Genomic DNA, 14,245 nt, shown 5'->3' with positions numbered 1-14,245 from the left:
GAGAGTCCATGGCCGCACTCTAGCGCCCTCGCCCGCCCGGCCCTGGGCGCGCCGTCCCGCAGGGCCGGTCGGGCCTGCGTAGACTGCTGGGCGTGCCCGCTCGTGAATGCTCCCGGACGGCGTGCTCCCGACCTGCGGTGAGCACGCTGACCTACGTGTACGAAGACTCGACCGCCGTGCTGGGACCGCTGTCCCGCAGCAGCGAGCCCCACGCCTACGACCTCTGCGCCGACCACGGCCAGCGGCTCACGGCGCCCCGCGGCTGGCGGCTGATCCACGTCCCCGGCGGCGCCGGCGCCTCCGACGACCTGGTCGCCCTGGCCGATGCCGTCCGCGGCGGCGAGCAGCCCGATCCGGAGCCGGCCCCCGCCCCGGCGGGCGCCGCCCCGCGGCCCGGCGAGCGCCACCTCCAGGTCGTGCGGAGCAGCGGCCATGAGTGAGGGCGCCGCCCGCCGCGCGGACCTGAGCGGCATCGTCAAGGCCTACGACGTGCGCGGCACGGCGGGGGAGGACCTCACCGCGGAGGTGGCCCGGGCGCTCGGCGCCGCCTTCGTCGACCACCTCGGCGAGGACGCCCTGGTGATCGGGCACGACATGCGCATCTCCTCCCCGGAGCTGGCCGAGGCCTTCAGCGAGGGCGCGGTGCGCCGCGGCGCCACCGTCGCGTTCACGGGGCTCAGCTCGACCGACCAGCTGTACTGCGCGAGCGGCCTGCATCGGGCCGCCGGCGCGATGTTCACCGCCTCCCACAACCCGGCCCCGGACAACGGGATCAAGCTGTGCCGCGCCGGTGCCCGGCCCATCAGCCGCGACACCGGCCTCGCCGACATCCGCCGCCGCGCCGAGGAGTACCTCGACCGCGGGGAGATCCCCGAGCAGGGCGCGGGGCGCCGCGAGGACATCGACACGCTCGGCGACTACATCGACACCGTGCTGCGCCTGGCCCCGGTCCCGCCGGGCCGCCCGCTGCGCGTGGTCGTCGACGCCGCCAACGCGATGGCCGGCCTCACCGTGCCCCCGCTCGCGCAGCGCCTCGAGGGCGTCGAGGTGATCGGCCTGTACTTCGACCTCGACGGCACCTTCCCGAACCACGAGGCCAACCCGCTGGACCCGGAGAACCTGCGGGATCTGCAGGCGGCCGTGCTCGCCGAGGGCGCGGACCTGGGCCTCGCCTTCGACGGCGACGCCGACCGGTGCTTCGTGGTCGACGAGACGGGGCGCGCCGTCCCGGCCTCCACCATCACCGCGCTCATCGCGGAGCGGGAGATCGCCCGGGCCCGCGCGGCGGGGGAGGAGAGCCCCGCCGTCGTCGCGAACCTCGTCTCCTCCCGCCATGTGCAGGAGACGATCGCCGCCGCCGGCGGGCGGCGCATCCGCTCCCAGGTCGGCCACTCTCTGATCAAGGCGCTGATGGCGCAGGAGAACGCCGTCTTCGGCGGAGAGCACTCGGCGCACTACTACTTCCGCGACTTCTTCTTCGCCGACTCCGGGATGCTCGCGGCCCTGCACGTCCTGGCCGCGCTGCGCGAGTCCGACGGGCCGGCCTCGGCCCTCGTGGCCCGGCACGACCCCTACGCCGCGAGCGGGGAGATCAACACGCGGGCACCGGACCCGGCGGCGTCCCGCGAGGCCGTGCGCGCCCATCTGCTCGCCCGCGCCGCCGCGGAGGGCGCCGACCTCGAGATCGACGACGTCGACGGCATGACCGTCACCTGCTGGGACGACGAGGGCCCGGCCGCCGGGCGCTGGTGGCTGAGCCTGCGCTCCTCGAACACGGAGCCGCTGCTGCGGCTGAACGTGGAGGCCGCCGTCCCCGAGACCATGGAACGCATCCGCGACGAGGTGCTGGCCGTCGTGCGCGGCGAGCCCGGCCCGGCCGGATCCCCCGACCCCGCCTTCCCCGCGGCGGACGAGACCGACGCCTGGTCCGCGACTGCGCACCAGGACGATGCCGGCGCGGCCCCCGAGGCCGCGGCCGCATCGGCGGGTCCCGGCGACCGGCCGACCCCCGACGCTCCGGAAGGGGCCGATGCCATGACCGGGAACGATGCCCGCAGCGGTGCGACGGCCGGTGCCAGCGGCGCCGACATCCCCGACTGGGTGCGCGCACGGATCGTCTGCCCGCACTGCCATGGCGCGCTGGAGGATCGCCCCGGCACGCTGGTGTGCGCCTCCTGCGGCCGGGTGTTCACGGTCGAGGGCGGGATCCCCGTCCTGATCCCCGGCGATTGACCCGGCGCGTCCGCCGGCGATGCCGGCGGCTCAGGCGCTGAACGGCAGCGTCATCACCTGCTCGGCGTCCTCGCTGCGGCGCTCGCGGGCGCGCCGCAGCAGCGCCTCGTCCCGGCGGGAGCGCTCCGCGACCACCGCCTGCAGGAAGTCCTCCGGGTCCGTGCCCGGCGGCGGCGGGGGCGAGACCGAGGGCAGCACGCGGCGCAGCAGGTCCCGGGAGCGGGCCCGGCGCGATTCCGTCGCGAGCAGATGCGCCCGGGGCAGGTATCCGCGCAGCTCCTGCGCCAGGGCGAGGGGGAGGCGGCCGACATCGGCCGTCCGGACCCAGTCGGCGAGCTCGGCGGGGACCTCCGCGCGGCGAGGGATCGGGGCGCGCAGCCGCTCCTGCATCACCAGGGTGCCGGCCATCATGTCGCCCAGACGCCGCGAGCGGCGATCGATCACCGAAGCGGTCAGCGCCAGCGCCCCGGACGTGGACCAGATCTCGAGCATCGCCATCACGGCCCGCAGCAGGCTCTGGCGCACATGCACCGGGCCGCCGTCCTCGCGGACCACCCGGGTGCCCATCACGAGGCGGCCGATCGAGCGCCCGTCCAGCAGCAGCTCGCACAGCACCGGGTACCCGATCCAGGTGCTCACGGCGACCAGCACCACCAGGGCGGTGAGGATCCCGTCGTCCAGCCCCGTGGCCGAGCCGAGGAACGCCGTGGCGGCGGTCAGCCCCAGGAACACGAGCAGCTGGATCGCGCCGTCGATCGCGGCGGAGACGATGCGCGTCGCGAAGGACGCCGGCAGCAGGTCCAGCAGCACGGCCTCGCCGGTGACGAGGGCGTCCCGGCGCCGGGAGGGGGCAGCATCCATGCCCTCCAGTGTCCCAGCCGCTGCCGATGCCCTCCATCGACGACCGTCTCCTCTCGCGCGGGAGGCGGCCGACTTTCGTCGCAGGTGCCCGCCGCGGCACCCGCCTACGCTGGGGCGCGTGGATACCGACGCCTTCATCGCCGTGCACCGCGAGGACTGGGACCGCCTGGATGCGCTGACGCGCCGGCGGGATCTGGACGCCGACGGCATCGACGAGCTGATCGCCCTGTACCAGCGGGTGGCGACCCAGCTGTCGACCGTCCGCTCGACCAACCCGGACCCGACCCTCACGGCGCGCCTGTCGATGATCCTGAACCGGGCCCGGCTGCGCATCACCGGGGCCCGGGTGCCGATGTGGGCGCACCTGCGACGCACCCTCTGGGACGACGTGCCCGCCGCGCTCTACGACGCGCGCTGGGCCGTGGCCCTGTGCGCAGGCCTCCTGCTGCTGTCGACGCTGGTGTCCGGGCTCTGGTTCGGTCTGGACGCGGACGCCCGCGAGGCCGTCGTCCCGGCCTCCCAGCAGCGGCTGCTGGCCCAGCGCGACTTCGTGGCCTACTACTTCCAGGGCGATGCGAGCGGCTTCGCCGCCCAGGTGTGGACCAACAACGCGTGGATCACCGTGCAGGCCGTGGTCTTCGGCGTCACGGGATTCTGGCCGGTGCTCATGCTCCTGCAGAACGGGCTGAACATCGGCCTGTCCGCCGGCGTGATGGCCGCCCACGGGGGCCTGGGCACGTTCTTCGTGTTCATCCTCCCGCACGGCCTGCTCGAGATGACCTGCGTGTGCGTGGGCGCCGGAGCGGGGCTGCGGATGTTCTGGTCCTGGGTGCGCCCCGGGGACCTTCCGCGCGCCTGGGCCCTGGCGCGGTCCGCGCGCGCCCTGGTCACGGTGGCCATCGGCCTGGTGCCGGTGCTGCTGGTCGCCGGGCTGGTGGAGGCCTTCGTGACCCCCTCGAGCCTGCCGGCGCCGGTGCGCCTGGGCATCGGCATCGTGCTGTGGGCCGGGTTCCTCGCGGTGGCGCTGGTGCGGGGACGGCAGGTCCACCGTGCCGGGGTGAGCGGGGACCTGTCCGAGGACATCGTCGGCGACCGGGTGGCGGTCGCGGCCTGAGCCGCCTTCCCCCGCCCCGAGGCCGTGCGCCTGCCGCTGCCGCTGGTCGATGGCCTCGGCACGGACCGGGCGATGCTCGCCGTCGCCCGGTGACCTCGCACCTGCACCTCACGGGCTCTGTCTCGGCACCTGCCGCGCATCCGCGCCGCCCCCGCGGCGCGTGGTCGCCGCAGCACGAGAGGACCCTCCCACGGCACATCCCGAGAGATCCGACGCCCTCTCCGCCGCGCTCGTGCGCGGCGTGCAGGAACGCGACGGGCTGATCGGTCCCGTCCTTCTCGGCTCCGCGGCGAGCGGGCCCGGCATCGACGCGGGCCGGTCGGACTCCCGGGATCCGCTCGTCGCCGCCCGGGCCGCGACATCGCCGCGGCCCCCTCGACCCCGCGGTGGATCCGGGAGGAGCCGTGGTCGCCTCAGAGCCGTCCCGCGGCCTTGAGCCGGAGGTACTCGTCGGCCAGCGCCTGCGGCAGCGCCTCCGGGCCGGCGTCGACGACATGGGCTCCGCATCGGCTGAGCGCCTGCGCCGCCCCGTCCCGCTCCAGGCCGGTTCGGGCGGCGGCCGCCGCCCGGTAGACGGCCTCGGCGTCGTCGCGACCGGCGGCGAGCGCCTCCAGCGAGGGGTCGGCGACGGAGGCGACCACCAGCGGGTGCGAGGCCGCCAGCCGGGAGGCCACCGGCAGCAGCCCCTGCTCGACGAGGGAGGGCTCCACCGGAGTCAGCAGCACCACCAGGGCATGGCGGCGGGTGCGGGCGGCGACCTCGGCGGCGACCCGCTCCCAGTCGGTCTCCACGAGGGCGGGCTGCACGGGCGAGGTCGCGGCGACCACGTCGTGCAGCACGGTGCGGGGGCTGGAGCCCGCCACCGAGACATGGGGGATCCGGTCGATGCACAGCACGTCCACGCGGTCCCCGGCCTCGGTCGCGAGCGCCGTCAGCAGGAGCGCGGCGTCCAGGGCGGCGTCCAGCCGCGGCTCCTCGCCGATGCGGGCGGCGGAGGTGCGGGAGGTGTCCACCACCACCAGCACGTGCCGATCCCGCTCGGGACGCCAGGTGCGCACGACGACGCTGCGCCGCCGGGCGGTGGCCCGCCAGTCGATGGAACGGACGTCGTCGCCGTCGACGAAGTCGCGCAGGGAGTCGAACTCGGTGCCCTGCCCGCGCTGATGCACCGCAGCCAGGCCCTCCAGCTCGCGCAGGCGCCGCACCCGGGAGGGCAGGTGCTTGCGCGAGGCGAAGGCGTGCAGGGCCAGCAGCGTCCCGGGCACCTCGGGCCGGGCGGAGCGTCGGGCCAGCCCCCAGGGCGACAGGGAGTCCACCACGACCGCGCGCGAGGAGTGCGGGCCGCGGCGGGTGGGCGTGAAGGTCTGGGCGACGGCGCGGCGCTCGCCGCCGGGCACGGTGAGGCGGGTGCGCTGCGCGGCCAGGCCCGCGGTCGGGTTCCAGGCGTCGCGCAGGTGGAGCACCGCCCGGCGGGTGCCGGGGTTGGTCACCAGCAGGCGACCGTCGGCGCTGCTGCCCAGCCGCACCTGGCCGGGGTTCTCCCGCCGCACCCGCAGGGTGCGGGGATCGGCCGTGCGCAGCAGGTCCGTGCCGATCAGCGCGCACCAGGCCAGGGCGCACGCCAGCAGCGTCCAGGCGCTGGGCCACAGCAGCAGGAACGGCGCGGCCGCCAGGGCGGTCAGCGCGCCGGGGACCGTTAGGGAGATGCGCACGACGGCCTCAGCGGGGGACCGGCACGGAGGCCAGGGTGGCGGCGAGCACCGCGGCGACCTGCGTGCCCTCGAGCTCGGCCTCGGTGGTCAGGCGCACCCGGTGGGAGAGGGTGGCCGGGGCCATCGTCTTCACGTCGTCGGGGGTGATGAAGTCGCGGCCGCCCAGGTACGCCCACGCCCGGGCGGTGCGCAGCAGGGCGATGGCCCCGCGGGGCGAGACGCCCAGCTGCAGGCTCGGGGAGCGGCGGGTGGCCCGGCACACCTCGACGATGTACTGCAGGACGGCGTCCTCGGCGCGGACCCGGGCGACGTCCTCCTGGGCCGCGTGCAGGGAGGCGGCATCGGCCACCGCGCGCAGCCCCGCCCCGGCGAGGTCCGAGGTCGAGAAGCCCGCCGCGTGGCGGCGCAGCACGTCCAGCTCGTCCTCCCGGCCCGGCAGCGGCAGCACGGCCTTGAGCAGGAAGCGGTCCAGCTGGGCCTCGGGCAGCGCGTAGGTGCCGTCGAACTCGATCGGGTTCTGGGTGGCGACCACGAGGAACGGCTCCGGCAGGGGCCGGCTGGCGCCGTCGACGGTCACCTGGCGCTCCTCCATCGCCTCCAGCAGCGCGGACTGCGTCTTCGGCGGGGTGCGGTTGATCTCGTCCGCCAGCAGGAGGTTGGTGAACACGGGGCCCTCGCGGAAGACGAGGTCGCTGGTGGCGTTGTCGTAGATGAGGGAGCCGGTGACGTCGCCCGGCATCATGTCCGGGGTGAACTGGACGCGGCGCATCTGGACGTCGAGCGAGGCCGCCAGGGAGCGGACCAGCAGCGTCTTGGCGACGCCGGGAACCCCTTCGAGCAGCACGTGGCCGCGGCACAGCAGGGCGACGACGAGGCTGGTCACGGCGGCGTCCTGGCCCACGACGGCCTTGTGGATCTCGGTGCTGAGCGCCGCCATGCGCTCGCGGTGGCGGGGGTCGGCGAGCTGCTCGGTCCCGGGGGCGGGCTGGTCGGTCATCAGGAGATCTCCTTCTCGAGGCGGTCCAGGTCATGGGCCAGGCGGACGAGCTCGCGGTCGTCGGCGACGGGGGTGGGCCCGAGCAGCCGGTGCAGCTGGGCCGCATCGAGCTCGGTGTGGGGCGCGAGGGCGTCGACCAGGGCGTCGCGGCGGGTCTCGCGGCGGATCCCCAGCCGGTGCGCGAGGCGGGTCGAGGCGGCCGAGCGCAGCGCCCGGGCGGCGCTGTCCCGGGCGTGGGCACGGTGCATCAGCCGGCCGCGGCCGATGGTCAGCTCGTGGGCCCGCACGCTCACCGGCAGCGGCTCGACCACGACGGGGCCGTGTCGCCGGGAGGCGGCTAGCAGCACGAGGGCGGTCACGACCAGCAGCCACAGGGCCAGCGGCGCGGCCCAGCCGGGGATGCGGTCCAGCAGCGTCGGGCCCAGCGAGGACATCGGATCCCCGGCGGAGGGGATGTACCAGCCCAGCCCCTGCGGATCGGCCAGGGAGTTCAGCGCCAGGGCGGGGGCGTCGAGGGTGCCGATCCGGTCGTTGGTGAGCAGGCTCGCCGAGCCCAGCACGACGACGCCGTCCGCGACCACGACGGCGCTGCCGTCGCCGTGGTCGAAGCAGCCCGCGGCCCCGTCGGGGACGGTGTAGTAGGTGTCGTGGCCGGAGACCTCGGCCACGGGCCTCAGCTGCAGGCTGCGGGCGCCGAAGGCGGCGGGGCCGCAGCCCGCCCCGGCCTGCAGGAGGGTCGGCTCGTCGGTGGTCCCGGCGGGACGCACCCCGGGGGCGAAGGCCGTGGCGGTCACGAAGTCGGGCTGGAGCAGCACCAGGCGGCCCCCGCCCTCCTCGCGGGCGGTGCGCAGCAGGTCGACCTGGGCGGCGCCGAGGAGGTTCGGGGCGGTGACCAGCACCGTGCCACCGGCGCGGAGGGTCTCGGCGGCATCGGCCGTGCGCCGCTGCGGCGTGACCTCGGTGCCGAGGTCCTCCAGGACGCGGACGGCGGCCAGGGATCCCTGCGGGCTGGGGGCGTCCGGCTCGAGCGGCCCGTCCCGGTACGAGCCCCGCAGCACGGAGACCATCACGGTCGCCAGCAGGGCGAGGACCAGGACGGCGACGAGCAGTCCGTTGCGGGGCGGGGGCTGCTCCGCGCCGCCCTGCGGGGATCCGGCGGCGCCGGCGGCGGGCCCGCTCGTCGGGGCCGGGGCGAGGAGGCCGCCGGCGCTCACGCGTCGACCTCGGCGAGATCGGGCCGCGTCTGGGCGACGTACTCGACCAGGCGGACGGCGTCCTGCGCCGGCTTCGCGCCGACGGGCCGGCGCGAGTAGGCGGCGGTGTCGAAGGCCGCCGCGGCGTGCTCGAGGCGGCGGTGCAGGTCCGGGAAGGGGCGGGCGGCGCCGGCGGCGACCTCCCGCGCGGTCATGCCGACGCTGACCTCGATCAGGGTGCGCTCGTCGAGATCCCGCACCAGGGAGCGCAGGGCGAGGACCACCGCGTCGTCATGGCGCCCGGCATCCAGCGCGGTGCGGGCGCGCACGCGCAGCTCGGCGGCATCGGCGGTCTCCGCGGCGTCCAGCGCGGCGGAGACGCTCAGCGCCCCGGACCGGCGCAGCCATCCGGTGCGCCGCACGACCAGGGCGACCAGCAGGGCGAGGACCCCGGCGGCGAGGACCAGCAGCGCCCAGTGCACGGGGGTCGCCTCCGGCAGGTCGGCGGTGATGCGGGCGACGAGACTGTCGAACAGGTGCAGCAGCCAGGCGACGAACCCGTCGCCGGTGCGGTACTCGTCCCGGGAGAGCTCCTCGAGGATCCGCCGCCGGGCCTCGTCCGGGTCGACGGGGCTCACGCCGCGGACCCCTCCCACGAGGCCTCCGCCGCGACGGCGTTCAGCTCGACGTCCCAGGCCTCATGGCGCATCCGGGTGTCGGCGTACAGCGTGGTGATGCCCGCGGAGAGGAACGGGGCGGTGAGGATGATGGCGAGGTAGGCGCCGAGCATCGAGATCACCATCATGAGGATCATCGCGGGGACCATTGCGGAGAAGTTCGTCGCCAGCAGGATCGCGATGTACACGATCGCGGCGATGGTGCCCAGCACCCCGGACAGCGCCTGCTGCGCCGCGAGGTAGAGGATGTACACGAGCGCCCCGATGCCCAGCACGCGCAGGGAGCGCCGGCCGCGGGTGAGGGCGAGGGAGCGGCGCAGCGCCCCGATCGGCCCCACCGGCTCGACGGCCAGCGCCGGGACGGCCAGCAGCAGGCGGAAGGCGACGTACACCGTGCCCAGCAGCCCCAGGACGATGCCCAGCACGAACGGCGCGATGGTCCACCAGTGCGCCTCCTGGACGATCAGCAGCGGCAGGCCCGCCAGGATCGGCAGCAGGACCATGGGGATCGCGGAGACGATCGCGGTGAGCAGCCCGAGGAGGACGGCGGCCACGCCGCGGCGGCGCAGGAGGGCCCGCATCCCGGCCTGGGTCGCCGCGGTGCCGACGGCCTCGTCGATCGTGATGCGGGCCAGGACCAGCGTCACGAGCTGCGTGGCCACCAGGGACACCAGCGCCGCGGCCACGCTCGAGAGGATGATCGCGTACATCTCGGAGGGGGAGAACTCGACTCCGGACGCGGTCGGATCCGCGACGGGATCGGAGAGGACCTGCAGCTGCGTCATGGTCGGGATCATGCCCGCCCCCTGGAACAGGGAGGTCAGCACGAAGGCGATCCCGAAGACCACGGCGCTCAGCCCCAGCACCAGCCGGGGGCGCACGCGGTAGATCCGGACCGCCGCGCCGAGCACCTCGCCCAGGCCCATCGGCCGCAGCGGGAACATCGGCACGCGCGCCACGAGCTCGCGCTGCAGGGGGCTGCCGCCGGGCGGGGCCCCGCCGTGCCGGCGGGGCGATGCGGCGGCCCCCGATGCCTGCTCGGAGGCGCCGGCGCTCCAGGGCGAGGGCGGGGCCTCCGGCTCCGGGGGCGGGGGCTGACCCGGGGCGGACCACGATGTGCTCATCGCTGCTCCTCCTCCTGTGCGCGGGTGCGCGTCGGCGAACCTGACCCGTTCACCGTACGAGGCCGCCGACGGTGCCTCGATCCGACGAAGGTCGAGAGCGCGCCCGCCGCCGGTCGGCGCCTGCCGCGCCCGGGAGGGGGCCTGCGACCGCTCGGCCTCGCCCGATGGCACAATGAGGCCATGACGACGCCTTCTCGAATCCTCGTGGTGGACGACGACCAGGCCATCGCCGAGATGGTCGGGATCGTCCTGCGCGGCAAGGGCTTCGAGGTCGTGACCACTCCCGACGGGGCCTCCGCGCTCGAGGCCTTCGGGCAGGTGAGGCCGGACCTCGTGCTGCTGGACCTGATGCTCCCGGGCATGGACGGGATCGAGGTGTGCCGGCGGCTGCGCCGCGACTCCGGGGTCCCCGTGATCATGCTGACGGCCCGGTCGGACACCGCCGATGTGGTCGAGGGTCTCGAGGCCGGGGCCGACGACTACCTCACCAAGCCCTTCGAGCCCGACGAGCTGGTCGCCCGGATCAAGGCGCGCGTGCGCCGCTCGGACGCCCCCAGCACCGAGACGCTCACCATCGGCGAGGTGGTGATCGACGTCGACGGCCATGTGGTGCGCCGGGCGGGGGAGGTCGTGCCCCTGACCCCGCTGGAGTTCGACCTGCTCACCCAGCTCGCCCGCAAGCCCTGGCAGGTGTTCACCCGCGAGGTGCTCCTGCGCGACGTGTGGGGATATCGCCACGCCGCGGACACCCGGCTGGTCAACGTGCACGTCCAGCGGCTGCGCTCGAAGATCGAGCGCGACCCCGAGAACCCGCGCGTCGTGGTGACGGTGCGCGGGGTGGGCTACCGCGCCGGCACCGAGGGCTGAGCCAGGGTGGTCCCGTCCGGCGAGGGCGATGCGGAGCATCGCAGGCTGGACCCGCGGCGCTGGTCGCTCGCCGCGCGGGTGGTCTCGGTGACCATCGTGATGGCGATGGTCTCCATCCTCGGGGTGGGCGCCTATCTCTCCTCCGTGATCGCCGAGGGACTGTTCGAGCAGCGCCAGGAGCGCGTCCTGGACGAGTCCGCGTCCCTGCGCTCCGGGCTCATCGGCCGTCTGCAGCAGTCCGTGGGCACCACCTCGACGCAGCAGCGCGACTCCGCGACGGAGTTCATCACCACGGTGCGGCAGGACAGCGACGGCTCGGGCCGGCAGGCGGCGCTGGTGCCCGTGGACTCCACCGGCGGCATCGTGCCGATCTCCACGGACCGCGACGTACTGGGGCTGGTGCAGGAGCAGGCCGGCGACGACTTCGCCGCCGCGATCACCGAGGAGCCCGACGCGCTGACCTACCGCAGCGTCGCCCTCGACGGCGAGGACGGCCGGCAGGAGCCGGGGATCCTGGTGGGCACGCGCGTCACCGTCCCCGGCAGCGGCAGCTACGACTTCTACCTCGTCTACTCCCTCGGCGAGGAGCAGCGCACCCTCGCCTTCGTCCAGCGGGTCATGATCGGCGGCTTCGCGGTCCTGCTGGCGCTGATGGTCGGGGTCGCCTTCGTCGTCTCCAAGCTCGTGACCGTGCCCCTGCAGAGGGCCGCCTCGGCCGCCGAGCGTCTCGCCGAGGGCGACCTGACCAGCCGTGTCGAGGTGCAGGGCGGGGACGAGCTGGCACGGGTGGGGGAGTCCTTCAACGACATGGCGCAGAGCCTCGAGCAGAAGGTGCAGGACCTCACCGAGCTGTCGCACGTCCAGCAGCGCTTCGTCTCGGACGTCTCCCACGAGCTGCGCACCCCGCTGACCACGATCCGGATGGCGACCTCCGTGCTCGAGGCGCGCCGCGAGGACTTCGCCCCCGAGATCGCCCGGACCACCGAGCTGCTCTCGGCCCAGGTGCGTCGCTTCGACACGCTCCTGGCGGACCTGCTGGAGATCTCGCGCTTCGACTCCGGCGCCGCCATGCTGGAGGCGCGGCGCGAGGACATGGACGCCCTGGTCCGCTCCGCGATCGACGACATCCGCCCGCTCGCCGGGAGCCAGGGCGTGGTGATCCGGCTGGACCAGTCCGGCGACGCCGATGCCGTCGTCGACCGCCGCCGCATCGACCGGATCCTGCGCAACCTGCTGACCAATGCGATCGAGCACGGCGCAGGGCACCCGGTGCACGTGCAGACCGGGGCGGACCACGACGCGGTGGCCGTGGTCGTGCAGGACTTCGGCCACGGCATCTCCCCGCAGGACGCCAGCCGGGTGTTCGAGCGGTTCTGGCGCGCGGATCCCTCGCGCGCCCGCACCCTGGGCGGCACCGGGCTGGGCCTGGCGATCTCCGCCGAGGACGCCCATCTCCACGGCGGCTGGCTGCAGGCGTGGGGCAGCCCGGGGGAGGGCGCCGTGTTCCGCCTGACCGTGCCGCGCCGCCCCGGGGCGCCGCTGCGGCGCTCCCCGGTGCCGCTGGAGCGCCCCTTCACCCTGGTCGAGCCGTCCTCCGGGGAGGGCGCCGCGGCGCCCTGCCCGCTGTCGGAGCCGGTCCCGGTGCGGCCCGACGATCTCCCGGTGATCGATCCCGAGGAGGACCGATGACGATCCGCCGCCCCGACCGCCCCGACCGCCCCGGCCACCCGCGGCGCTCCGTGCTGCGCGCGGGCGCCGTGACCGGGCTCGGCCTGCTCGCCGCGGCCTGCGCGCGCATCCCCACCAGCTCCCCCGTCCAGCAGCAGCAGGTCGGCTCCGGGGTGGTCCAGGACGCGCCCTACGTGCAGCCGCGCCTTCCGGTGCAGGGCGCCGCCCCCGAGGAGATCGTGCTCGGGTTCGTGCAGGCCGGGGTGGGGCCCGAGGACGACTACGGGGTCGCCCGCCAGTACCTCGCCCCGTCCGCCCGCAGCAGCTGGGACCCCACCGCGGGCGTGACCATCTATCCCGCCGGGATGGAGCTGGAGGTCGTGCGCACCTCGGACGTGTCCGCGCGGCTGACGGTGCAGGCCCTCGCCCAGGTCGATGCCCGCGGCATCCGCACGGTGCTCGGCGCGCCGTCCTCGCGCGAGATCGACATGCGCCTGGAGAAGGTCGACGGGCAGTGGCGCATCTCCTCGCCGCCGGACGGGATCTTCCTGTCCCAGGCCGCCTTCGAGAACCTCTTCACCACCGCGCGGCTCTACTTCCTGGACCCCCGGGCGGCGCACCTGGTGCCCGACCACCGGTGGTTCCCCGTGCAGCAGAGCGCCCAGAAGCTGCTGGTGCAGCTGGGGGCCGGGCCCTCCGAGGTGCTCGCCCCGGCGGTGCGCAGCGCCGTCCCCCAGCTGACCGAGCTCGCCGAGGTCACCCTGGCCCCGGGGGACGACAACACCACCCAGGTCGAGCTGCCCCGCGCGATCGACGACCTGCCCCAGTCGCAGCGGGATCGCGCCCTCGCCCAGATCCAGACCTCGCTGCGCACCCTGCGCGGGCTCAGCAGCGTGCGCGTGAGCATCGGCGGCGTGGTGGTCGACCTCTCCGCCGGGAACCTCAGCCGGCCGCTGCCGGGGCACCGGCCGATCGGCGCGGGGACCACCGGGATCATCTCCCTGGCCGACATCACCGCCGGCGCAGGCGCCGCGCAGCTGGTGCCCGCCCTCGCCGACGACGTCGTCTCCTCCCCGGCGATCGCGCAGTCGGGCCCGCTCGCGGCGGCCCTCGCGGCCGATGGCGGCACCCTCGTGCTCGCCTCGACCAACGGCTCCATCCCGCGCCGGGACGCGGCGCTGGGCGGAGCGCTGGTGGCGCCGCGGGTGGACGACGCCGGCTACGTGTGGACCTCGCCCGTCACCAGCGCCGGAGCGCTGCTGGCGCTGTCGGGATCCGGATCCGCCGCCGATGCCCGGGTGGACGCGCCCTGGCTCGCCGGGCGGGAGCTGCGGGCCGTGGACCTGTCCGCGGATGCGACGCGCCTGATCGTGCTCTCGGCCGACGAGAGCGTCTCGCGGATCGACCTGTGCGCCGTGATCCGGGACGCCGCCGGGGTGCCGACCGAGCTGACCAGCCCGATCACCCTCCATACGGAGCTGGGCGATGTGACCCAGGTCAGCTGGTACGACGAGATCGAGGTGCTCGTGCTGGGCACCGCCGCGCAGAGCGGCGAGCAGCAGGTCCTGGTGCTGAACCTCCTCGAGGGCTCGGAGATGATGCCGGCCCCGCGCCCGGGGACCCTGCGCGTGGCGGGCACGGCCGTGTCCGAGGTGATCTGGGCGACCACCGAGGGCGGCGCCCTGCTGCGCACGAACGGCACCGGATGGACGAGCGTCGATCTCCCGGCACGGGATCCCTCGTACTACTGATCCCGCCCTGCGGCCGCCCCGACCTGCTGCGACCTGCACCCTCGAGTTG

General features: G+C 75.3%; 12 protein-coding genes. 6 read left to right on the top strand and 6 right to left on the bottom strand.

Annotated elements, in window-relative coordinates; genetic code table 11:
- Window positions 1-137 precede the first annotated feature (137 nt).
- Window positions 138-440 carry a DUF3499 family protein gene (locus ABD234_RS03865; RefSeq protein WP_425546773.1) on the top strand — a complete coding sequence of 101 codons (303 nt, stop codon included), beginning with the start codon at window positions 138-140 and terminating at the stop codon, window positions 438-440.
- Complete coding sequence (locus ABD234_RS03860) at window positions 433-2,232, top strand: Trm112 family protein (RefSeq protein ID WP_038372868.1); 1,800 nt, start codon at window positions 433-435, stop codon at window positions 2,230-2,232. Before ABD234_RS03865 ends, ABD234_RS03860 begins: the two co-directional genes overlap by 8 nt.
- 30 nt (window positions 2,233-2,262) lie before the next feature.
- Here the strand turns inward: ABD234_RS03860 and ABD234_RS03855 are convergent, their stop codons facing one another.
- Window positions 2,263-3,093 (bottom strand): RDD family protein, encoded by an 831-nt coding sequence (locus ABD234_RS03855; RefSeq protein WP_038372869.1) that lies wholly within the window; start codon window positions 3,091-3,093, stop codon window positions 2,263-2,265.
- Between the two features lie 118 nt (window positions 3,094-3,211).
- Between ABD234_RS03855 and ABD234_RS03850 the strand changes: the two genes are divergently transcribed.
- Entirely contained in the window at window positions 3,212-4,207 is a 996-nt protein-coding gene (locus ABD234_RS03850; RefSeq protein WP_344354131.1) for a stage II sporulation protein M, read from the top strand.
- A gap of 413 nt (window positions 4,208-4,620) precedes the next feature.
- Here ABD234_RS03850 and ABD234_RS03845 read toward each other — a convergent pair whose 3' ends face one another.
- The 5 genes from ABD234_RS03845 to ABD234_RS03825 are packed head-to-tail and all read right to left on the bottom strand — an operon-like array spanning window position 4,621 to window position 9,910.
- Complete coding sequence (locus tag ABD234_RS03845) at window positions 4,621-5,919, bottom strand: DUF58 domain-containing protein (RefSeq protein WP_038372871.1); 1,299 nt, start codon at window positions 5,917-5,919, stop codon at window positions 4,621-4,623.
- A 7-nt stretch (window positions 5,920-5,926) separates the two neighbouring features.
- Complete coding sequence (locus tag ABD234_RS03840; protein ID WP_038372873.1) at window positions 5,927-6,916, bottom strand: AAA family ATPase; 990 nt, start codon at window positions 6,914-6,916, stop codon at window positions 5,927-5,929.
- The gene (locus ABD234_RS03835) at window positions 6,916-8,130 is read right to left on the bottom strand and encodes a DUF4350 domain-containing protein (RefSeq protein WP_344354129.1); all 1,215 of its coding nucleotides are present in this window, start codon (window positions 8,128-8,130) and stop codon (window positions 6,916-6,918) included. Before ABD234_RS03835 ends, ABD234_RS03840 begins: the two co-directional genes overlap by 1 nt.
- On the bottom strand, window positions 8,127-8,747 hold the full coding sequence (locus ABD234_RS03830; RefSeq protein WP_344354127.1) for a DUF4129 domain-containing protein: 621 nt from the start codon (window positions 8,745-8,747) through the stop codon (window positions 8,127-8,129). Before ABD234_RS03830 ends, ABD234_RS03835 begins: the two co-directional genes overlap by 4 nt.
- Window positions 8,744-9,910 (bottom strand): glycerophosphodiester phosphodiesterase, encoded by a 1,167-nt coding sequence (locus tag ABD234_RS03825; RefSeq protein WP_344354125.1) that lies wholly within the window; start codon window positions 9,908-9,910, stop codon window positions 8,744-8,746. The genes ABD234_RS03830 and ABD234_RS03825 overlap by 4 nt, the downstream gene beginning before the upstream one ends.
- A 180-nt stretch (window positions 9,911-10,090) precedes the next feature.
- Here ABD234_RS03825 and mtrA point away from each other — a divergent pair, with 180 nt between their 5' ends.
- From mtrA to ABD234_RS03810, 3 genes are read left to right on the top strand one after another with little or no spacing between them, the layout of a single operon-like run.
- Window positions 10,091-10,777, top strand: coding sequence for an MtrAB system response regulator MtrA (mtrA, locus tag ABD234_RS03820; RefSeq protein ID WP_344354123.1), 687 nt, complete (start codon window positions 10,091-10,093; stop codon window positions 10,775-10,777).
- A 6-nt stretch (window positions 10,778-10,783) separates the two neighbouring features.
- Window positions 10,784-12,466 (top strand): MtrAB system histidine kinase MtrB, encoded by a 1,683-nt coding sequence (gene mtrB, locus ABD234_RS03815; RefSeq protein ID WP_038372878.1) that lies wholly within the window; start codon window positions 10,784-10,786, stop codon window positions 12,464-12,466.
- The gene (locus ABD234_RS03810; RefSeq protein ID WP_344354120.1) at window positions 12,463-14,196 is read left to right on the top strand and encodes an LpqB family beta-propeller domain-containing protein; all 1,734 of its coding nucleotides are present in this window, start codon (window positions 12,463-12,465) and stop codon (window positions 14,194-14,196) included. Before mtrB ends, ABD234_RS03810 begins: the two co-directional genes overlap by 4 nt.
- The last annotated feature ends 49 nt before the right edge of the window (window positions 14,197-14,245 follow it).

Source organism: Brachybacterium phenoliresistens, from assembly GCF_039530785.1.
In the GTDB taxonomy this organism is placed as follows: domain Bacteria; phylum Actinomycetota; class Actinomycetes; order Actinomycetales; family Dermabacteraceae; genus Brachybacterium; species Brachybacterium phenoliresistens.
Note: the sequence above shows the minus strand (reverse complement) of the source record. Positions and strands in the feature narration are given on the sequence as shown.